This is a genomic window from Streptomyces sp. NPDC127595, assembly GCF_042671685.1.
GTDB lineage: Bacteria > Actinomycetota > Actinomycetes > Streptomycetales > Streptomycetaceae > Streptomyces.
Genome location: NZ_JBHXWK010000005.1, coordinates 112,177 through 133,192 on the forward strand (window position 1 = coordinate 112,177; position 21,016 = coordinate 133,192).

The window sequence follows — 21,016 nt, forward strand, 5'->3', positions numbered from 1 at the left end:
GGATCAGGGTGCGAGAGCTCGTTTGACCTTCCTGGCGACTCTCCGCCAGATGGCCTGGGATCCGGCTGACTTGTCCGGCACCTTGTGCATGTTCCCGCCGATGTCGAGAGCCAGCCGCCCGTCCCGGGTCCAGTAGGGGGCAGCCTGGATGTTCAGGCGCTGCGACCGCTCACCGCCGCAGGGCAGAAGTTCACTCACCGGGCCGCCCTCGACGCGGGCCATCCGGTCGATCCCGAGCAACTGGACGTTGACGTGAACGTCGTAGAGCCCCTTGGGGAGCCGACCGCCACATGCGGCGGTGTCGGGGTCGATCTGGAGGGTTCCCTGGATCTCCACGGTCCCGTCGGCGGTGACAGTCACCTTGGACTCGACTTCGGGGAACCAGGCCTGCGACTTGTTGCGCTGTCGCAGTTGGAAGTCAATGGCCGCACGGTTCTCGATGTCCTTGAAGGTCCAGTCGGGCCCGCCGTCGATCCCGTGGACCAGGGCGAGGTCGAGGCCGTAGCCGTCGCCCAGCTTCCTGACCTTCACCGGGGCACCGTCCTCGTACCGCAGCCGGGCACGGAACGGCGCCACCAGCACACCCTTCCGCCAGCGCACCGGTCCGCTGAACTCGACCTCGCTGACGGCGTCGCGGTAGCGCTGGGCCACCTTGCGCAGGTCCTCGACCCGGTCGGCCTCGAGCAGTTCGGCGCGGAACCGCCACAGCGGCGGCAGCCCCTCACGGACGGAGTCCGAGTACTCCTCGACCACTACCTTCCGGGCCGCCTCGTAGTGCCCCATGCTGAAGGGATCACCGTTGAGGAAACCCTGCGTAGAGGTGTTCCGCAGGACTTCGACCCGGTAGTTGCGCGTCAGGAAGGCGTCGCGCGCCGGTCCCGGGGTCGTGTTGGCCTTGACGATCTGTGCGGTCTTGGCAAGCCACGGGTAGTAGTCGCCCGGCTCGGTCCGGCTCTTGCTGTTGTTGCTGCCGTCGTCACGCTTGCTCCAGTCGTAGCACACGACATCGCCGACGATCGTGATGTTCTTGGCGAGCGGATAGGCCTTCGCCAGGAACATCTGGTCCTCGAGACGACAGCGCCCTTCCTGGAAGGTGATGTCGTTGTCGAGCAGGAATTCACGCCGGAACATCTTGTGCGGAGTCAGCGTCTCGTACAGCTCGGCGAAGTCCGGGCCGGTGCTTTCGACCGACTCGCGGAACAGGCGAATGGGGCCACGCATATTGCCCTTGACCTTGCCGACGACGATGTCGGAATTGTTCTTCACCGCCCGGTCGTACATGACCTCGAGCGCCTTCGGGCCCAGGCCGTCGTCCTGGTCGAGGAAATGCACGTACTCGCCGAGTGCGTTGGCGACACCGACATTGCGGGGGCGCCCGGGCCAGCCCGAGTTCGGCATGGAGAGCACCCGGAAGTTCTCGGTCTTGTCGGCCACCGACTGGAGCCGCTCCGCGGAGTCATCGGTCGACCCGTCGTCGACGAAGATCACCTCGAGCTCGTCCTGCGGCAGCGTCTGCTTCAGGATCGAGCTGATCGGGCGCTCGATGTACTCCCCCGCGTTGTAGACCGGGATGATGATGCTGACCTTCACGGTCATGAATTCCCCTCCTGGGGCTCGGCGACCAGCACGGGCATCGCGGAACTGAGTCCTTCGGACCAGTCGCGCAGCGGTTCGATGCCGGCCTTCTGCCAACGGTCGTGACCCAGCACGCTGTACGCGGGCCGGGGCGCGGGGCGGGCGAACGCCGCGCTGGTGGTCGGCCGGACCCGCGCCGTATCGGCGCCGAGCAGCCGGAAGATCTCGCGGGCGAAGCCGAACCAGGTCGTCTCGCCGCTGCTGGTGCCGTGATACACACCCGCCGGGGCGGTGCCGGCCAGCGCGGCCTGACCCAGGAGGACCAGCCGGTCGGCCAGATCCACCGTCCAGGTCGGCTGGCCGCGCTGGTCGTCGACGACGTCAAGGGTGTCCTTGACGCCCTCCAGCTTGATCATCGTACGGACGAAGTTGCCGCCGCCGGCCCCGTACAGCCATGCCGTACGGACCACGAACCCGCTGCCGGGAAGCGTCGAGAGGACCGCCTGCTCGCCGGCCAGCTTGGTGCGGCCGTACGCGCTGCGCGGCCCGGTCGGGGCGTCCTCGGCGTACGGCTTCTCGGCGTCGCCGGGGAAGACGTAGTCCGTGGAAACGTGCAGGAGTACGGCGGTCAGCTCGCGGCAGGCCTCGGCGAGGTGGCGTACGCCGTCGCCGTTGATCCGCAGGGCTTCGTCCTCGCGGGTCTCCGCGTCGTCGACGGCCGTCCAGGCGGCGCAGTTGACCACGACGGCCGGGCGGTGCTCCGCGAGCACCGCGCGCACGGCGGCGGGGTCGGTGATGTCCAGCTCGGTGCGGGTGACCGCGACCGCCGGGATGCCGGCGTCCGCGAGCCGGGCCAGGACATCCTGCGCGAGCATCCCGCCCGCGCCGGTCACCAGCCAGTTCCGGGTGTCGCTCACAGGGCTGCCCGCTCCTTCAGCGGCTCCCACCACGCGCGGTTGTCGCGGTACCACTGGACCGTCTCCGCGAGCCCCTGCTCGAAGCTCTTGCGCGGGACGTAACCCAGCTCTTCGCGGATCTTGGTGCAGTCGACGGAGTAGCGGCGGTCGTGGCCCTTGCGGTCCTCGACGTACTCGACGCTGGTCTCCCAGTCGGCGCCGCACGCGGCGAGCAGCAGCCCCGTGAGCTCCTTGTTGGAGAGCTCGGTGCCGCCGCCGATGTTGTAGACCTCGCCCGCGCGGCCCTTGGTGCGGACCAGGTCGATGCCCTGGACGTGGTCGTCGATGTGCAGCCAGTCGCGGACGTTGCCGCCGTCGCCGTACAGCGGGACCTTCTTGCCGTCGAGGAGGTTGGTGACGAAGAGCGGGATGACCTTCTCGGGGAAGTGGTGGTGCCCGTAGTTGTTCGAGCAGCGGGTCACGCGCACGTCGAGGCCGTGGGTGCGGTGGTACGACAGCGCGATCAGGTCGCTGGAGGCCTTCGCCGAGGAGTAGGGCGAGTTGGGCTCCAGCGGATGCGTCTCGGGCCAGGATCCCTCGTCGATCGAGCCGTAGACCTCGTCGGTGGAGATGTGCACGAAGGTCCTGATGCCGGCCCGGTGCGCCGCGTCGATGAGCGTGTGGGTACCGACCACGTTCGTACGGACGAACTCCGCGCCGCCGTCGATGGAGCGGTCGACATGCGACTCGGCGGCGAAGTGCACGACCTCGTCGTGCTCGGCCATCAGCTTGCCGACCAGCCCGGGGTCGCAGATGTCGCCCTGCACGAAGGCGAATCCGGGGTGCGCGCGCACCTCGTCGAGGTTGGCCGGGTTGCCGGCGTACGTCAGCTTGTCCAGGACGGTGATCGAGACATCACCGGGACCCTGCGGGCCGAGCAGCGTACGGACGTAGTGCGAGCCGATGAAACCGGCGCCGCCGGTGACAAGGATCTTGGTCGTCGTCATGAAGAGATCTGCACCTTGCTGTGGTCACCGAGCACGAGCCGGTGGGCTGCGGGGTTGCGCGGGGCCGGCGTGACCTCGACATTGCGGCCGATCAGCGAGGCCTCGACCCTGCGCACGCCGGTCACGGAGGAGCCGCGCAGCACGATGGAGTACTCGATCTCGCTGTCCTCGATCCGGCAGTCCTCGGAGACGGAGGTGAACGGACCGATGTACGCGTCGCTCACCACCGTGCCGGCGCCGATGATCGCGGGTCCGACGATCCGGCTGCCGCTGATACGGGCACCCGCCTCGATGCGCACCCGGCCGATGATCTCGCTGTCCTCGTCCACGGTGCCCGCGTTCACCGGCTCCACGGTCTCCAGGACGGACCGGTTGACCTCCAGCATGTCGGTGACGTTGCCGGTGTCCTTCCAGTAGCCGGAGATCGTGGTGGAGCGGACGTCACGCTTCTCGTCGATCAGCCACTGGATGGCGTGCGTGATCTCCAGCTCGCCGCGCCAGGAGGGCTGGATGGAGCGGACGGCCTCGTGTATGGCCGCGGTGAACAGGTACACGCCGACGAGCGCCAGATCACTCTTCGGCTTCTTCGGCTTCTCCTCCAGGCCCACGACCAGGCCGTCGGCGTCGAGCTCGGCGACACCGAAGGAGGTGGGGTTGGGGACCCTGGTCAGCAGGATCTGCGCGTCGGGCCGGTCCGCCCGGAACTCCTCCACCAGGCCGGTGATGCCACCGACGATGAAGTTGTCGCCGAGGTACATGACGAAGTCGTCGTCACCGAGGAAGTCCTGCGCGATGAGCACGGCGTGAGCGAGGCCCAGCGGCGCGTCCTGCGGGATGTAGGTGACCTTGATCCCGAACTGGGAACCGTCGCCCACCGCCTCGCGGATCTCGTCCGCCGTGTCTCCGACGACGATCCCGACCTCGCTGACGCCGGATTCGGCGATCGCCTCCAGGCCGTAGAAGAGCACGGGCTTGTTCGCGACCGGCACCAGCTGCTTGGCCGAGGTGTGCGTGATCGGGCGGAGGCGGGTGCCCGCTCCCCCGGAGAGCACGAGAGCCTTCACGTGTTGCCCCCAGATACTATGTTCATACGGGACAGATATCCCAATTTTTCTTAGTTTGACGTTAATCTCGCTCCTCATCTTAGCCCGATCGTGCATTGCGGGTTCACATGTCGTTCACCTATGCGATTTGTGAATGACGGCTCGTGGGGGGTGCGGAACGCGGAACGGCGGTGGCCCCGCCCGGTGGGGACCCCGCGGGGGCCACCGCCGGGAAGACCCCGGTGACAAAACCCCCGACCAGAGGGGGACAACGGGCCCCGCCCGGTTCTCACCGGGCGGGGCCACCGCCGTTCTTCCGCCTTGTCACAAGCCGCCGTACGTCTCGGTCACAAGGCGCCGTACGTCTCGCGAAGGAGTCGCTCAGTCCTCCGTGAGCGCCGACACCGTCGGCTGATCCTGCTGCTCGGCCGCCGCTGTCTTCTTCGACGCCGCCTTCTTGGCGGTCGTCTTCTTCGCCGTGGTCTTCTTCGCAACCGTCTTCTTGGCCGCGGCCTTCTTGGTGACGGCCTTCTTCGCCGTCACCTTCTTGGCGGTCTTGCGGGCGGCCGCCTTCGTGGCCGGAGCGTCCGCGTCGGCCTCGGCCGTCTCGGTCACCGTCTCCACCGAGACCGACGGGACGACCACGACGGCCGCCTCCTCGGACGCGGTGGCCTTGCGGACGGCGCGACGGCGCGGGCGGGCCGGGGCGCCGCTCTCGACGGGCGCCTCGGCGGCCTGCTCCGCGGCGGGCTCGGACTTCGGCTCCTCCGCGACAGGCGGCGCGACCGGCTCCGCGACCGTCACCACGGTCTCTTCCGCCACCTTCGGCGAACCGGCCGGGGCCGACACCTGCCGGGTCGCACGACGGCGCGTACGGCCCTTGGGAGCGGCCTCGTCCTCCTGTACGGCGGCGACGGGGGCCTCGATGACCTCGGGCTCCTGGACAGCCGGAGCCTCGACCACCGGGTCCTCGACCGCGACCGGCTCGGCCTCGGCGGCGTCGCGGGACTTGGCCGCCCGCTCCTCACGCCGACTCCGGGGAGCCCGCTCCTCGCCCTTGGGCGCACCGGCGGGAGCCGACGCACGCCGGGTCGCCCGGCGGCGCGGACGCCCACGGGAAGCCGCGGCCTCCGCCTCGGCGGCGCTGCTGTACAGGTCCTCGTCGGGTACGAACTCCGGCTGAGCGAAGGGCACGGGCGCGGCGACCTCGGCGGCCAGTTCGGCCTCGGTCTCGACCTCGTCCAGGGCCTCCGCCTCGGCGGTCTCCGTGGGCAGGAGCTCGTGATCGTGGTCGTGGTCGTGGTCGTGCGTGTGCTCCTGCTCGGAACCGCCCCGGCCGCGCTTCTTGCGCTTGCCGCCGCCTCCGGCGGAGGTCGGCTGCTCCATGTGCACGATCACGCCGCGGCCGTTGCAGTGCACGCAGGTCTCGGAGAAGGACTCCAGCAGACCCTGTCCGACGCGCTTGCGCGTCATCTGGACGAGGCCCAGCGAGGTCACCTCCGCCACCTGGTGCTTCGTACGGTCGCGTCCCAGGCATTCGAGCAGGCGCCGCAGCACCAGATCCCTGTTGGACTCCAGGACCATGTCGATGAAGTCGATGACGACGATGCCGCCCAGGTCGCGCAGCCGCAGCTGACGCACGATCTCCTCGGCCGCCTCCAGGTTGTTCCTGGTCACGGTCTCTTCGAGGTTGCCGCCCTGGCCGGTGAACTTGCCGGTGTTGACGTCGACGACGACCATCGCCTCGGTCTTGTCGATCACCAGCGAACCGCCGCTGGGCAGCCAGACCTTGCGGTCCAGCGCCTTCATCAACTGCTCGTCGATCCGGTACGTCGCGAAGACGTCGACCTCGGAGGTCCACTTCGACAGACGGTCGGTCAGGTCGGGCGCGACATGGGCGACGTATCCGTGGATGGTCTCCCAGGCGTCCTCGCCGCTGACGATGACCTTGGTGAAGTCCTCGTTGAAGATGTCGCGGACGACGCGGACGGTCATGTCCGGCTCGCCGTACAGCAGAGTCGGCGCGTTCGAGGCGCCGCCGCTCTTCGACTTCTTCTGGATGTCCTCCCACTGCCCCTGCAGCCGCTCGACGTCACGGCGCAGTTCGTCCTCGCTCGCGCCCTCGGCGGCGGTGCGCACGATGACGCCCGCGTCCTCGGGGACGATCTTCTTGAGGATGGTCTTCAGGCGCGCGCGCTCGGTGTCGGGCAGCTTGCGGCTGATGCCGGTCATCGAGCCCTCGGGCACGTAGACCAGGTAGCGGCCGGGGAGGGACACCTGGCTGGTGAGGCGGGCGCCCTTGTGTCCGATCGGGTCCTTCGTGACCTGCACGAGCACCGACTGACCGGACTTCAGGGCACTCTCGATGCGACGCGGCCCGTTGGCCATGCCGAGCGCCTCGAAGTTGACCTCACCGGCGTACAGCACGGCGTTGCGGCCCTTGCCGATGTCGATGAAGGCGGCCTCCATCGACGGCAGCACGTTCTGCACCTTGCCGAGGTAGACATTGCCGACGTACGAGGTCGACTGCTCCTTGTTGACGTAGTGCTCGACGAGCACGTTGTCCTCGAGGACGCCGATCTGGGTGCGCTCGCCGCTCTGGCGGACGACCATCACACGCTCGACGGCCTCACGGCGGGCCAGGAACTCGGCCTCGGTGATGATCGGAACACGCCGGCGGCCCTGCTCGCGCCCCTCGCGGCGACGCTGCTTCTTGGCTTCGAGACGGGTCGAGCCCTTGATGGACTGCACCTCGTCGGAGGGGTGCTCGTCCCGCTTGCTCGGGCGAGGCTCGCGGACCTTGACGACGGTGCGCTCGGGGTCGCTCCCGGTGGGCTCGGCCTCGGTGCCGGAGTCACCGGCGCGACGGCGACGACGCCGACGGCGCCGGCTGCTGCTGGAGCCGGAACCGCCCTGCTCGTCGCGCTCGTCGCCCTCCTCCGCGTCATCCTCGATCTGCTCGGCGGTGTCCTCGGCGTCCTGCGCGACCTGCTCGGAGGCGTAGTCGTCGTCACCGGACTCGCCGTCCGACTCGGCGGACTCGCCACGACGACGGCGACGGCCACCGCGGCGGCGACGGCGACGTGAGCCCGCGGACTCCTCGTCACCCTCATCACCGTCGGCTGCGTCCTCGGCGGACTCGGCGGACTCTGGATCCTCCACCTCGTCGGTGACGGGCTCCGGGGCGGCGGGCTCCTCCTCGACGGCGCGGCGGCGACGGCGCCGACGCGGCCCCGTCTCCTCCTCGACAGCCTCCGGGGCTACGACGTCCTCGCGGGCCTGCGGAGCCACGGCGGCCCGGCGCGGCTGCCGGGCCACGGGGGCCTCGACGAGCTCCGGAACCTCCTCGACGTCCTCCGTCGCCTCCGCGGCAGCCGCGGCAGCGGCCCGCTCCGGCGTCTGGAACATCGGCTCGGTGAACACGGGCGCCTGGAACACGGCGACGGCCGGACGCGCGGGCTTGCGCGCCGACTCGGCTTCCTTCGGCGCGGGCGCGGAGAAACCGACGGCGGCCTTGCGCGTGGCGCGACGGCGGCCACGACGCGGAGCCTCGTCCTCCGCCTGCGCGGCCTCGTCCTGCACGACCTCGGCCTGCGCGGGCTCCTTGGGCTGGGTCTCGCTTGTCACGGGCGCCTCCACACGCTCGTCGCCGGTGTCGCCCTCAGGCGCGCCGGCGGGTGCGGAGACGCGCCGGGTGGCGCGACGTCGGGTCGTACGACGGGGGGTGGCTTCCTCGGCGACGGGAGCGGTGTCCGTGTCCTCGGGCTCGACGACGGCAGCCACCGGCTCCTCGACGGTCGCGGCGGCGGTGACCGGCCCGTCGACGGTCTCGGCCGCCTGGGCGGGCTCGGCCGCCTGGGGAGCGCCGGTGGGCGCGGAGGCGCGGCGGGTCGCACGGCGCCGCGGGCGACCGGCGGAAGCGGCTTCCTCGGGTTCCACTGCGGCGGCGGGGGTCTCGGCGGGCGCGGCCTCGGCCGTCACCGCGGGCACCACGGTCTCGGCCACCTCGGCGGCCTCAGCCGTCTCGGCGGCACCGGCGGGCGCGGACACCCGGCGGGTGGCACGACGACGGGCACGGCGCGGCGCGGCATCGTCGACGGGGGCGGCGGCGGTTTCAGCCCCCGCGACCGCCTCATCGGTCTCTTCAACCGCTTCAGCCACTGGTGTCGTCTCGTCCGCCTCCTCCACGAGGTCGGCGGACGCCACGGCCGGTATGGCCGGCGCGGTGGTCTCGGCCGCGGCTTCGGCGGCGCCCGTGGGCGGGCCGGCGGGGCGCGACGCCGCACGGCGGCGGCGCCGCGGCGGCAGGGTGTCGCTGGGGGTGTCGTTGTTGTCGGAACCCTCGATGGGTTCGGTCGGTTCGAGCATGCGGGTGGATCTCCCGTCAGGCTCCCGGGCGCCGCACCTGGTCCGGCGGTGCCGGTGACGTCCGCGGCTCGCGCGATGCGCGGTGCCGCCGTCCGGGGCGCGGGCGCCGCACGGGAGCTCTCTGTGTCCTGTCTCGCCGGTTCCGTACGCCATGTGTGCGTACGGCCTGGCGAAAGTCTTGTGGTCGGTGCGCTGCCCGACCCGGTTGGCTCCCGAGTACAAGGGCTGCGCTACGACATCTGTCCTTACGCGGTACCTACCGGCACCGGCGCCTTCGCGGCGGCGGCTTCGGCGACCCCGGTGCGATCGGCTGGGGCTGCCGTGACTGCCTCGCGGTCGGGCGCGAGCGGGTCGGTCACCGTGCCGGTCTCTTCATCGAACAGCCCCTGCGCCAGCCTGGTCACCGAAGCGGCGACCGGCGGCGCCAGGTCGGCCACGGCGCGAAGACCGGACAGGACGTCGTCGGGTCGAACGGCAGGCGTCACGTGCCGAACAACCAGCCGCAGTATCGCACAGGCCTGGTCGCTCGACCTATCAGCCTGTGGACTGTTCGTCCCACTGTTCATTTCGGTGCTTGCTTCACGGCTTGCTTCACCGCTTGCTTCACTGCTCGTGGTTTCGAGGCTTGCCACGGCGGCTCGGGCGTCGAACGTCCGGATGCCGTTCTTGGCCTTGCGCTGCACCTCGACGACATCCGCCGCCTTGAACGCCTCGACCGCACGCTCCGCCTCTGCCGGGTCCACGCCGTCGAGGCGCAGCTCCCAGACCGAAGCGGTGAGCCGGTCGGCGAGCCCGGACGTCCGGGCCTCGACCGCCTCGATGATGTCGAGCCCGACAGGCATCGACTCGTCGAGGAGATCGCGCAGCTTGTCCGGGTCACGCGCCTGGGTGAGCGCGATCTCCAGGTACTCCGCCTCACTGCCCGTGCCGGTGGGTGCGGCATTGGCGTACGACACCTTCGGATGCGGTGTGAACCCCGCCGAGTACGCCATCGGAACCTCGGCACGGCGCAACGCACGCTCGAAGGCGCGCTGGAAGTCACGGTGGCTGGTGAACCGGAGGCGGCCGCGCTTGGTGTAGCGCAGTCGGATGCGCTGCACCGCGGGTGCGGGCGGCGGGCCTTCGGGCTGTCGCTTGCCCAGTGTCGTTCAGTCCTTCGTGAGAGCGGTCTTACTCCTACCTAGAGTACGTGTCTCGTCGGCTCCCGGTTCCCGCCGGGAGCCGACGACAGCGGCGGGCGCGGGCTCACGCGGTACCGGAACGGGCTCCACCGGCGTCCCGAAAAGCATCCGCCGGAAGTCGGCACGGGCCTGCCGGGCGGACTCACGGGCGGCCGCGAGGGCCTGCCGCGTCACCCGTCCCACGCTGCGCGCGGCCTCGGCGGCGGGCCGCAGGACCGTGTCGCGGACGGCATGCCCGACAGGCGTCAGGACGGCCTGGTACACCCACCGCACCGGCTCCACGAAGATCCACCGGAAGAGTCGCGCGAGGAACCTCCCGACGGCGAGCGAGAGGTACCCGGCGATGCGCCAGGCGTGCCCGAGCGCCGTACCGACCTCGCGCCCGATGACGGCCAGGACGCGCCCGACCGGCACGAGCACCCACCGCCACACGGCGAGCGCGGGCAGCACCAGCAGCACACGCAGGGTCCAGTAACACGCGAGCCCGATGCCGGTGAAGATCATCCGTACGAGCCACCCGAGCCCCCGTACGGTCCAGGCGATCCCCCTCCCGACGGGCGCGAGGATCCACTCGTACAGCCACACGCCCGGTACGACGAACAGATAGCGCACCAGCCACGCGACGGCGGTGTACAGCCCGGTCCCGAGAGCCACGAGTACTGCAGCCACGCCCCTGCCCAGCCAGGCGATCGCCTGCCCGACGGGCGTGAGCACCCACGCGTACACCCAGCCGAACCCGGCACCGATCCCCCGCACCACCCAGCCGATCCCGGCCGCGATGCCCCGGGCAGCCCAGGCGACCGCGTGCCCGATCGGCGTCAGCACAGTCCGGTAGAGCCACACCAGCGGCACCACGACCAGGACATGTCCGAGCCACCCGACCGCCTTGGCGACCGGCACGACGACATACCGCCACACCGTCACGCACGGCCAGACGAACACCGACCACGCCACCCAGGCCAGCGCCCGCCCCACCGGCCGCAGCGCGTAGTCCCGCAGAAACCGGCCGGCGACGACCAGCGCGTCCCACACCATCCGCACCGGCAGGACCAGCACGAGCACCACGATCCGCACCGGGATACGGATCGCGACCGCGAGGCATCCCTCGGCCTGCGCCTGCGGTACGGGCCGCTCAACGGGCGTTTTCTCCAGATCCATACCGACGTAGACGCCTCAACCTGCCGTCTGGATGCGCTCTGTCCGGACCCAGTAACGCAACTTTCCGCCCCGCGCGTCCTCGAACTCCCCGCCATTGGCCTCGATCACCCTGCGGGAGCCGGTGTTGGCGACATCGCAGGTGACGAGCACCCGGTCGAGCCCGAGGCCTCGGGCGTACGGCAGCACATCCCGCAGCATCGCCGTGGCATACCCCTTCCGCCGGGCGGAGGGCCGCACGCCGTAACCGATGTGACCGCCCAGTTCGAGCAGCGAGGGTGTCAGCCGGTGCCGTATCTGGATACGGCCGAGGTACGAGCCCCCGTCCACGTACCAGTACCAGGTGGCCGGCACGAACCCCAGGGGCCGACGCCCCTCCTCGAGCGCCTCTTCGCGGATCGCGGCGACATAGCGCGCGAAGCCCGCCGCCTCGTGCCAGGTGTCCCCGTAGACGTCCAGTTCGCTGCTGAGGGAGTCCCCCATGACCTCGCCCTCGGCGACGTTCTCCCCCACGGCCTCGACAAAGGAGGCCCGGTACCGGACATGAGGCGTCGTCAGCTGTGGCATCGCGTCAGTGTGCCTGGACGGGAGAAGGCCCGGCCAGGGATTTCCCCCGGTTGCTGGGGGATGGTGACCAGGACTCGCCCCGACCGCCTGCGTCGACGCGGTCGTGGGCCTTGGCGATGTCGCCGAGCGGGTAGCGGTCGCCGGTGTCGACCGAGAGGGCACCGACGGCGAGGGGGACCGGGAGTGTTGGCGTCTGCCGCCTGATGCTGGTCTGCCAGATTTCTCGCACACCCCCGGCTGCCGCCCGCGACGATCTCCCAGCGAGTCGAACGCCCGCGGGAGTTCCTGGGCCACCGGCAGGATCAGATGGCGGGCACGCCCTCGGCCGGGTTCGCCCGCTCGACCGCGTCGCGCTTGGTGTACATGTCCCAGTACTGCGCGGCGAGTTCGTCGGGGTCGACAAACGGGACGTCGGTGCCCTCCGGCAGGTCGAGGGGCATCTCGCCGGAGGTGATGGCCTGGTGGCCGTCGCTCCGCTCGATCACGGCACCGATGATCAGGGTTCCCACGTAGACCCCCTTGTCGGCCACTTCGCCGTGGAGGGAGAAGAGGTAGTTGCGGGTGGCCGCCATGGCCGGACCGAGGCCGCTCATGTTCGGGACGGGGTGGGCGGCCGTGAAGCCGTGGGTGACGAGGATGGCTCCGTCGCCGCGTTCGATCATCTCGGGCAGGACGGCCTGGACGACGGTGACCGGGGTCACCGTGAGCAGGTCGAGATGGGTCCGCAGCCTCTCCCCGGAAAGCTCCGCCGCGGGCGTGAACAGCAGGTCCAGCCCGATCGGGGCGTACTGGACGACGTCGATCCGGCCGAAGTGCGCCCTGATTGACTCCACGAGGGCGGGGACGGCGACGACGTCCGTGAGGTCCGCGGGGAAGGCCGCGGCCTCGATGCCTTCGTCGGCCAGTTCCGCGACGAGTGCGTCCAGCCGTCCCTTGCGTCGGGCGACCAGCGCGACGCGGAATCCCTCGCGGCCGAAGTGACGGGCTACGGAAACCCCGAGGCCGGTCCCGGCACCGAAGATGGCGATCACCTTGGACATGAGATGCTCCCTAGCAATGGAAACAGCACTTTGAGGCATTCCTCAACTTGTTACCGAGACCGTAGCAGCCAATCTTGAGGAGTACCTCAACTTGGGTGGTTGGGAGAGCGCGGCCATGGCCGATCGGCAACCGGAAAGCGCCGGCGCGAAGCCGGCACTGCGGCGTGACGCTCAGCGCAATCTGGAGAAGCTGACGACCGCCGCCGTCGACGTCTTCGGGGAACGCGGACTCGGCGCACCACTGGAGGAGATCGCACAGCGGGCAGGAGTCAGCATCGGCACCCTCTACAACCGGTTCGCCACCCGCGAGGCGCTCATCGACGCGGTCATTCCGGAGCTGGCCGCCACCCGTCTCGGCGCCACCGCCGAGCGGGCACGCGCCTGCGCGGACCCCTGGGAAGGCTTCGTGCTCTACGTCGAGGAGCTCGGCGAGATGCAGGCCGGCGACCCGACGCTCAACGACGTCATCTCACGTCGGTTCCCCTACGCCACGCGCCTGATGGAGGTCTGCGACATACAGCTCGCCCAGACCGGGCACATCATCGAGCGCGCCCAGCGCAACGGCTCCCTGCGCGCCGACTTCGTCCCCGAAGACATGCCCCTGCTGATCTGGTCGACCGCCGCCATGATCCACGCCGCCGGAGACGCCCGCCCGGACATCTGGCGCCGGGGCATCCGGTTCATCCTGGACGGCCTACGGGCCGACGCAGCCGCACACCCCCTGCCCGTCGGCCCCATGACGGTTGATCAGCTGCATAGGGCGATGCGGCAGGACGGCTAGGTCCTGCCGTCAAGTTCCCGTCGTCCACCCCGAGGGTGGGTCGCCGGGCACAGGACGTGTGGGGTTCAGCGGTGGAGGGGCGCGCGTCCACCCTTGGCGAAAAGGTCGGGATCATTCCAGTCCCAGCCTGGGACGTCGATGTAGAGCTCGACCTCGTTGCCGTCGGGGTCGTGGACGTACAGGGAGTGAACGAAGCCGCCGTCGGCCGTGCCGACGATTGCGGCGAGGCCGGGACGGGCCCTGAGGCGGGTGAGGAGGGCGCGCAGGTCGTCGTCGGTGTCGCCGACCTTGACGCCGAAGTGGTACATGCCCAACCGCCGCCCCAGAGGTACGGGTTGTGCGTCGCGGCCGACTTCGATGAGGAGTCAACTCTCCCTATGGTCACTTGACGATTCAAGTTATCCCCGTGCTGACGCCTCCCCTTGGAGCACCTGTGTCCGACCTGACCGCAACCGCCTCCGCCGTACGCCGGCCCGGACGTCTCGTCGTCATCGGCGGCGTGCTCGCCGCCATCGTCGCGTCCTCGATCATCGAAGCAGTCGTCGCCTCCATCGCTCGCGCCGCCGGCGCCTCCGACGACTTCATGCCCCTGCAGGCATCCGCCTTCGTCTTCTTCACTGTGGTGGGCCTGGTCGTCGGCGCCATCGGCTGGATCATCGTCCGGAGCAGGTCCGAGGCCCCGGAGTCAATGCTGCGCAAGCTTGTCCCCGCCGTGCTCGCGATCTCCTTCATTCCCGACCTCGCCATGCTGGCCAGCGACTACTCGCCGCACTCCAACACCGTGGGCGTGGTGGCGCTGCTGGTCATGCACGTCGTGGTGGCGGCGGTCGGGGTGTTCACCTTCCACAAGGTCCTGCCCGTCGAGAACTCCGAGAAGTAGCCTGCGCCGAACCGATCCGCCGAACACCCCGTTCACTGACGGGCCACCGGCTCTACAGCCGGCGTGCGGTGTGAACAGCTCCGAGCAGGCCGGGAGTTCGGCACCCCGACGGTGTACGTCAAAACGGCTGGGCACCCGTTGGCGCCCAGTGGTCCCCAAAACCGGGATACGCCGTCCCGTCGTCACCCGTGGTCGTCGGCACCTGGGTCGACGTAACGACGACTGCCAGGTCTGCGCCCGCTCGAAGTAGCGCCACCGTCCGGCCGGCGATCTGGTCAAGACGCTGCCGCAGGATGCGTTGGGCCTCTTCCGGACCGTCGAGCCGGTGCAGGGACGCCATGATCTCGCGCACTGCGGGAATGCTGTACCCGGTGCCGCGGAGGGCCACCACGACGCGGGCCGCTCCAATGGCCGAACCCCCGTAGCGACGTGCTCGCAGTGATGTCACGCGCTCGGGGCTGACAAGCCCTTCCTGCTCCCAGAACCGCAGGGTCGAGGGACGTACCCCGAGCGCTGCGGCGAGCTCCGTGATCGTCATCGCATCGCTGTCCTGCTCGAACTCGGTGGTGTTCGCTTCGGCCCGGATCGCGCGCAACGCCTGTTGAGCGCGCAGGGCCTCCTCCCGTTCCCGAGCGAGCCGGACATGGGCCGCGTTGATCACTGCGGCTGCCTCCGCCAGGGTCTCCGTTCGCAGCTCCGTGAGCATCTGCCGGGCTGCGACAGGCCCCACGGCACCTGCGAGTCCTCGATAGGCGCGAAGAGCGTGCACGTGAAGCGGAGCGTAGGAACGGTAGCCGTTGCTCGATCGATCGGCCGGGGGAATGACTCCCAACCGCTCCAGATCGCGAACCTGTTGCACCGAGTACCCGGACTCCCTGGCGACATCGACGGTCCGGAGCGGCAATCGTTGCGAACCGCTCACCAGCTCACCCATCGACCAACCCCACATAAGCACTTGAAGGTGACGCTTGAACCATGAGTATCGAACAGATCATCGCGACCGTGCGAGGCTTCGCCGGCGCCCTCGTGATTGTCCCGGAGCCGGGCGGTAACTTCCCCGAGGTCGCTTGGGGAGATGCGTTCTTCTACTACGCCCCCGACGGTCAGATGCCTCGGAACGTCCAGCCCTACGGAACCATCGTCATCAAGGACTACCCCGACGACGCGGCTTCCGACCTGGATCCTCCGGGCCGCTGGCGCGTGAACATCCACGTCGACCGTGCGACGTTCCGGGAGCTCACAGGGGAGGAACCGCACAGCCTCACCCGACCCCGCGACCACACAGCCGCCGACAGTGTGATGCCGCACCCGGTATACGGAGCACTCAGCTGGATCTCCGTCGTCAATCCTGGCGACAGGACAACCGACACGGTCGTGCAACTTCTGGGCGGAGCCCACGACGCCGCCCGTGCCAGGTTCGCCCGGCGATACGAAGCGGGAAGGCCGGCGGAGAACGACTGACACGGTTCCAGATCAACCGGACTGAAAGCGGGCGTTGCCTGTTCAGTAACTGGCAGTGCGGTTGAAGCTGGTGATGTTGAGCTTGACGCCCTTCACGCTCTCGAGCGTCGTGGGGTACTCACCCTGGGCGGTCTGGCCGGGTTGCACGTCAGTGTCGAATTGGGAACCGTTCGCAAGTCGGACGCCGTTGGCGCCAACCGCCTCCCAGTCCCACGAGTAGTCGGACTTCTCGCTGCTGCTGTTCTTGATCGTCCAAACGACCCAGATATTGGTGAAACCGGCTACTGAGCGGTCGTCCAGCTGGAAGGCAACGAGGTCCGCTCGCTCACCCCCGGGTTCCTGCGCCTTCTCTCGCGGCGTCGTGTCGGTAGTGGTTTTACCGGGCGCAGGTGTAGTGCTCTCATCACTGGCCCCAGCGCGATCACCAGCACAACCACGACGATGACGATCACCGCGGCCAGGGGCGCCGGCGCACCCCCAGAGACAGGCACGACCCCGCCGTTTCTTCTGCGGCGCCCCAGCAGGAGACGCCCACTCCCCAGGAGGGGGACCGCCATCTCCCCGGCTACCCCACCGAGGACCGTTCGCCGGCGGTCCGCCAGGAGGCTGCTCGCTTGCCGGCATGTCTGCCTCCTCCGTAGCGGATATCGCCACGTTAGGAAGCCAGGGAGCACCCCGCGAACCGGAGAGCAGCCACTCAGGCGACAGCCGTCGTGTACGAGCCCCTCGCGAGATGTCAGCCCTCAGACCCACTCCACCTCGGAGTGCACAGTCGAAGAGCCTCCAGGCTGCGGCGGGAGCGTCCGCTGCGTCTCCCGCACGATCCTCTGCCGCCCATGCCGAGCACCAAGCACCCTCAGGACAGCAGCCACCTCTTCCTCGCTACCGTCCCCGATGGCCCCTACGACGCGCCGCAACCCCTCACGCACGTCAGTGAGCGTGTCCGCTGTTCACGGCGCCCTTGACCGCCAAGGGCGGCAACTTCTTCCCGCTGTTACTTACTTGTGGCCAAGTGTCCACCTGCGGACACACCACCCCACGAAGAGCGGGCTTCCTGCCCTTCGAAACGTGGCCGTCGGTCTACCCGCGGCCGGGGACCTGTCGGTGGCGTCCGCTTGGATGTGCTGCATGACTGTTCACGATGTCGCCCGTGTGCTGCCCACTGTCCCTGCCCTGCGAAATCTCTGCCGCTCCATTGCAATGGTGGAGGCCGTCCTGAACCCCGTTGGCGAGCGGTTCTACTCGTTCAACTCAACGTGGTCACAGACCGAGGAGCTCGCTTCGATGAGGAACGGGTCAGGTGACGAGTTCGACATCGTCTTCTCGCCCGCCGGCGCATACGTACGGGGCTTCGATCACGAGTCACCGTTCAGTCCGTACCATCACGACGACGTACCCCGGACATGGCCCGGAGTGGTGGACTCCGTGCCCTCGATCTTCCAGCGCTACGTCCACGAACCTGCCTTCACAGACGAGAACGGCACCGCTGTAGTGACAGCGTGCCTGTGGCGCGAGGCCGAGGCTGACCACTGGCAGGCCGGACCGGTCGACTTCCCCGACGGACATCCCGACCCCGACGGCTCCACATGGCTGTTCGAGCTACTCGTCGACCCGACACCAGAGGCATTTCAAGCATTCGGCGAGGACTACTACGAGACCACCATCGCCATCGACGCCGTGCGCCACGTCTACGACCTGCGTCCCCTCGACCTGGCACTGATCGCCAGTCTCAACCCCACGGCATCCGTCGAGGACGTCGCGCAGGAGGCTGCAGCGATCGGATACCCGCTCGTGCGAGAGCTCTCGCTCACGACCGACTGATTCTCCGCGCGGATATCGCCACGCTAGGTGTTGCGGGACATGACGTTGGTGACACAGGCCGATGTCAGTGAAACCAAGATGCTTCGACGGGCATCGGTCAGGTAGCGTGCGGGCCATGTCGAGTCCTGAGTCAGACAAGGTGGGGGCTTTCTGTCACGCCGTCAGCCCCCTGAACCACTGAGCTCGTAGCCCTGTCGTCGCGCCGCATTCTGCGGCCGGGCGAGTGTGCCCTTGGGGCTGGCCGCGGTGACGAGATGACCTTCTCGTGCTTCTCCTCACCTCGGAGCCACTCGATGCCTCTCCCGCTGTACCTGCTTGCCATGGCGGTTTTCGCCATGGGCACCTCGGAGTTCATGCTCGCCGGCCTCTTGCCGGACATCGCCTCAGACCTCGACGTCACCGTCGGGACAGCCGGAACGCTCACCTCGGCCTTCGCGGTCGGCATGATCGTCGGCGCCCCGCTTGTGGCCGCGCTTGCCCGCAACTGGCCCAGGCGCGCCAGCCTTCTCGGGTTCGTCCTCGTTTTCGCGGCAGCTCATGCCGTGGGCGCCATGACCACGAGCTTCCCGGTCCTGTTCGCCACCCGGATCGTCGCCGCGCTTGCGAACGCAGGGTTCCTTGCCGTCGCTCTGACGGCTGCGGCCACGCTGGTTCCACCCGACAGGAAAGGACGTGCGCTGGCCGTGCTGCTGTCAGGCACGACGGTGGCCACGATCGCCGGTGTCCCTGGCGGCTCGGTGCTCGGCGCGTTGCTCGGCTGGCGGGCCACATTCTGGGCTGTCGCCGCTCTCTGCCTGCCGGCAGCTCTCGGCATCCTGAAGGGAATCCCAGCAGGACGTGATGAGGATGAGGCGACTGGCAGGCCAGCGTTGCGAGCGGAGCTGGCCCAGCTCACACGGCAGCGGTTGATTCTGGTGATGCTGCTCGGCGCGCTGGTGAACGCGGCAACTTTCGGAAGCCTCACCTTCCTCGCCCCCGTGGTGACCGACAGCGCCGGGCTGGGCGAGTTGTGGATCTCTGTCGCTCTGGTGCTCTTCGGCGCGGGTTCCTTCGTGGGCGTCACCGTCGCTGGCCGGTTGTCCGACCGGCGTCCCGGTCCGGTCATCGCGGTCGGCGGCCCGCTGCTGCTCATCGGCTGGCCGACCCTCGCGATGCTGGCCAACGAGCCGGTCGCCCTGTTCATCCTCGTATTCGTGCAGGGCGCACTGTCGTTCGCGCTGGGCAGCACGCTGATTACGCAGGTCCTCTACGAGGCCGCGGAAGCCCCCACCATGGCCGGCTCGTATGCGACCGCGGCGCTCAACGTGGGCGCCGCCGTCGGCCCCGTCATCGCTGCGGCCACCCTCAGCACCGAAGCCGGGGACCTCGGGCCTCTCTGGGCAAGCGGACTCCTCGTTGCGGTCGCGCTGCTCATCGCGTTCCCCCTCCTCACCGCCCTCACGGCCGGCCGGAGCACCGAGGTGCTCCGGTGACACACGCGAACGCCCCCTTGAACATCGAGGGACGCCGAAGGCTCGTGGAGCGCTGCCGCACCCGTCCGATCGCGCACGTCGCCGCCGAGGCCGGTGTCTCCCGCGCCTGCCTGTCCAAGTGGAAGAACCGGTACGACACGCACGGCGAACTCGGGCTGCAGGACCGCCCAAGCGTCCCGCGATCCTCACCGACCCAGACCCCACCCGATGTCGTCGAACGCATCGAGCAGCTGCGGCGGGACAACAAGTGGTCCGCCCGCCGGATCACCCTCGAACTCGCAGGTCAGGGAGTGCGGATCAGCGAACGCACCGTAGGCCGGTGGCTGGCGCGCCTGGGCATCAACCACCGCCGGTTCCTCGACCCCGACGGCTCGGCCAACAGGCGCCCGTGGAAACGGATCGTGGCCCGCTACCCGGGCCACATGGTCCACCTGGACGTCAAGAAGGTCGGACGGATCCCTGACGGCGGCGGGTGGCGGGCCCACGGACGGGGCTCCTCGCAGGCCAGGGCCGCACAGCGCGCGAAGACCGCTGGCGCCAAGAGCGGGTACGTCTACCTGCACTCTGCCGTCGACGGATTCTCCCGCTTGGCCTACACCGAGCCCCTTCCCGACGAGAAGGCCGCCACCACCGTGGCGTTCCTCAGCCGCGCCCGCGCGTTCTCCGCGGCCCACGGCATTCACCGGGTCGTGCGCGTGGTCACCGACAACGGCGCAAACTACCGCGCCGCAGTCTTCGTTCGCTCCCTGATCTCGTGGGCCTCCCGCCACCAGCGGATCAAGCCCTACACGCCCCGGCACAACGGCAAGGTCGAGCGCTACCAGCGCATCCTTGCCGAAGAACTCCTCTACGCCAGGCAGTGGACCTCTGAAGCAGAACGAGCTCGGGCGATCGCGGTCTGGAACGTCCACTACAACTACCACCGGCCTCACACCGCCGCCGGTAACCGTCCTCCAGCCTCACGCCTCCACGCGAGCGTCACCAACGTCATGGCCAGCAACAGCTAGGAAGCCAGACCCCACCCCGCTAATCAAGAGCAGCCACTCACGACGGCCAGCCTCGTATGGCCCCCTCTTGGGCCCGTCAGCCCCTCAGACCCACTCCACCTCAGGAGTGGACAGTGGAAGCGCCCCCAGGCGACGGCAGAGGCGTTCTCGGCACCTCCCGCACGATCCCCCGCCGCTCACTCCGAGCGCCAAGCACCCTCAGGACAACAGCCACCTCTTCCTCGCTACCGTCCCCGATGGCCCCTACGACGCGCCGCAACCTCTCACGCACGTCAGTGAGCGTGTCCGCCGTCCGCAGCACCCTTGACCGTCAGCGGCAGCAGCTTCTTCCCCGTCAGTCCGATTTGGATGGTCGTGTCCATGGCAGGCACGACGCCCACTCGAAACCGTTACGGGTGATCTCGAAGGCCAGGACGGCCTCCTGACGGGCTTTCGCACCTCAGCCACAGGCATACGTCATCCACAAGGACGACCGCTTGATCCACACCATCCGGCCCTGCTTCCACGCGGCGGGAAAAGATGCCGCCGCGGCTCAACGCCCATCGAAGCAAAGCTCACGCCATGTGCCGATCGGCTCGCCGCCAGCCGAGCAGATCACCAGGAGCGAGAGCTGAGCGCACACGTCCCCCTGCGAAAGCGGAAATCGTGAGCCCGGTCATGATCGTCCACACTCACCAACCTTGAACGCCGTCGAGGAATCACGCTCGACAGCGCGGGGATCAGCTCTGCGCTGATCAGAGAGGCACATGCGCGCGAAGGGGC

17 protein-coding genes are annotated in these 21,016 nt (G+C 69.1%); 6 read left to right on the top strand and 11 right to left on the bottom strand.

The annotated features are described in order from the left end of the window. Nucleotides 1-3: 3 nt before the first annotated feature. The 9 genes from ACFVKT_RS17545 to ACFVKT_RS17585 form a co-directional block, all read right to left on the bottom strand. Nucleotides 4-1,596 (bottom strand): glycosyltransferase family 2 protein, encoded by a 1,593-nt coding sequence (locus tag ACFVKT_RS17545; protein ID WP_385732328.1) that lies wholly within the window; start codon nt 1,594-1,596, stop codon nt 4-6. After that, nucleotides 1,593-2,492, bottom strand: coding sequence for a dTDP-4-dehydrorhamnose reductase (rfbD, locus tag ACFVKT_RS17550; protein WP_385732329.1), 900 nt, complete (start codon nt 2,490-2,492; stop codon nt 1,593-1,595). The genes ACFVKT_RS17545 and rfbD overlap by 4 nt, the downstream gene beginning before the upstream one ends. After that, on the bottom strand, nt 2,489-3,478 hold the full coding sequence (gene rfbB, locus ACFVKT_RS17555) for a dTDP-glucose 4,6-dehydratase (protein WP_385732330.1): 990 nt from the start codon (nt 3,476-3,478) through the stop codon (nt 2,489-2,491). Before rfbB ends, rfbD begins: the two co-directional genes overlap by 4 nt. Then, on the bottom strand, nt 3,475-4,542 hold the full coding sequence (locus ACFVKT_RS17560) for a glucose-1-phosphate thymidylyltransferase (RefSeq protein WP_385732331.1): 1,068 nt from the start codon (nt 4,540-4,542) through the stop codon (nt 3,475-3,477). Before ACFVKT_RS17560 ends, rfbB begins: the two co-directional genes overlap by 4 nt. Nucleotides 4,543-4,902: 360 nt before the next feature. Beyond that, entirely contained in the window at nt 4,903-8,889 is a 3,987-nt protein-coding gene (locus ACFVKT_RS17565) for an Rne/Rng family ribonuclease (RefSeq protein WP_385732333.1), read from the bottom strand. Between the two features lie 245 nt (nt 8,890-9,134). Next, nucleotides 9,135-9,989 (bottom strand): TIGR03936 family radical SAM-associated protein, encoded by an 855-nt coding sequence (locus tag ACFVKT_RS17570; protein ID WP_385732335.1) that lies wholly within the window; start codon nt 9,987-9,989, stop codon nt 9,135-9,137. 48 nt (nt 9,990-10,037) lie between these two features. Next, nucleotides 10,038-11,228 (bottom strand): hypothetical protein, encoded by a 1,191-nt coding sequence (locus tag ACFVKT_RS17575; protein WP_385732337.1) that lies wholly within the window; start codon nt 11,226-11,228, stop codon nt 10,038-10,040. A 15-nt stretch (nt 11,229-11,243) separates the two neighbouring features. Then, on the bottom strand, nt 11,244-11,792 hold the full coding sequence (locus ACFVKT_RS17580) for a GNAT family N-acetyltransferase (protein ID WP_385732339.1): 549 nt from the start codon (nt 11,790-11,792) through the stop codon (nt 11,244-11,246). A 302-nt stretch (nt 11,793-12,094) separates the two neighbouring features. Continuing rightward, nucleotides 12,095-12,832, bottom strand: a complete 738-nt coding sequence (locus ACFVKT_RS17585; RefSeq protein ID WP_385732341.1) for an SDR family NAD(P)-dependent oxidoreductase — start codon at nt 12,830-12,832, stop codon at nt 12,095-12,097. A 115-nt stretch (nt 12,833-12,947) separates the two neighbouring features. On the opposite strand from ACFVKT_RS17585, the gene ACFVKT_RS17590 reads away from it, so the two are divergent. Beyond that, on the top strand, nt 12,948-13,613 hold the full coding sequence (locus ACFVKT_RS17590) for a TetR/AcrR family transcriptional regulator (protein ID WP_385732343.1): 666 nt from the start codon (nt 12,948-12,950) through the stop codon (nt 13,611-13,613). Between the two features lie 65 nt (nt 13,614-13,678). On the opposite strand, the gene ACFVKT_RS17595 is transcribed toward ACFVKT_RS17590, so the two are convergent. Then, nucleotides 13,679-13,921, bottom strand: a complete 243-nt coding sequence (locus ACFVKT_RS17595; RefSeq protein ID WP_385732346.1) for a VOC family protein — start codon at nt 13,919-13,921, stop codon at nt 13,679-13,681. Between the two features lie 125 nt (nt 13,922-14,046). Between ACFVKT_RS17595 and ACFVKT_RS17600 the strand changes: the two genes are divergently transcribed. Next, nucleotides 14,047-14,493: a DUF6069 family protein gene (locus tag ACFVKT_RS17600; RefSeq protein ID WP_385732348.1), complete on the top strand. Its 447-nt coding sequence runs from the start codon at nt 14,047-14,049 to the stop codon at nt 14,491-14,493. A 118-nt stretch (nt 14,494-14,611) separates the two neighbouring features. On the opposite strand, the gene ACFVKT_RS17605 is transcribed toward ACFVKT_RS17600, so the two are convergent. Then, nucleotides 14,612-15,427, bottom strand: a complete 816-nt coding sequence (locus ACFVKT_RS17605) for a MerR family transcriptional regulator (RefSeq protein ID WP_385732350.1) — start codon at nt 15,425-15,427, stop codon at nt 14,612-14,614. A 41-nt stretch (nt 15,428-15,468) separates the two neighbouring features. Between ACFVKT_RS17605 and ACFVKT_RS17610 the strand changes: the two genes are divergently transcribed. From ACFVKT_RS17610 to ACFVKT_RS17625, 4 genes are all read left to right on the top strand, one after another. After that, nucleotides 15,469-15,954, top strand: a complete 486-nt coding sequence (locus tag ACFVKT_RS17610; protein ID WP_385732352.1) for a DUF6194 family protein — start codon at nt 15,469-15,471, stop codon at nt 15,952-15,954. 1,284 nt (nt 15,955-17,238) lie between these two features. After that, entirely contained in the window at nt 17,239-17,775 is a 537-nt protein-coding gene (locus ACFVKT_RS17615) for a hypothetical protein (protein ID WP_385732354.1), read from the top strand. Nucleotides 17,776-18,068: 293 nt separating this feature from the next. Further along, the gene (locus tag ACFVKT_RS17620) at nt 18,069-19,247 is read left to right on the top strand and encodes a Cmx/CmrA family chloramphenicol efflux MFS transporter (RefSeq protein WP_385732356.1); all 1,179 of its coding nucleotides are present in this window, start codon (nt 18,069-18,071) and stop codon (nt 19,245-19,247) included. Then, nucleotides 19,244-20,254, top strand: coding sequence for an IS481 family transposase (locus tag ACFVKT_RS17625; protein WP_385732358.1), 1,011 nt, complete (start codon nt 19,244-19,246; stop codon nt 20,252-20,254). Before ACFVKT_RS17620 ends, ACFVKT_RS17625 begins: the two co-directional genes overlap by 4 nt. Nucleotides 20,255-21,016: the final 762 nt, after the last annotated feature.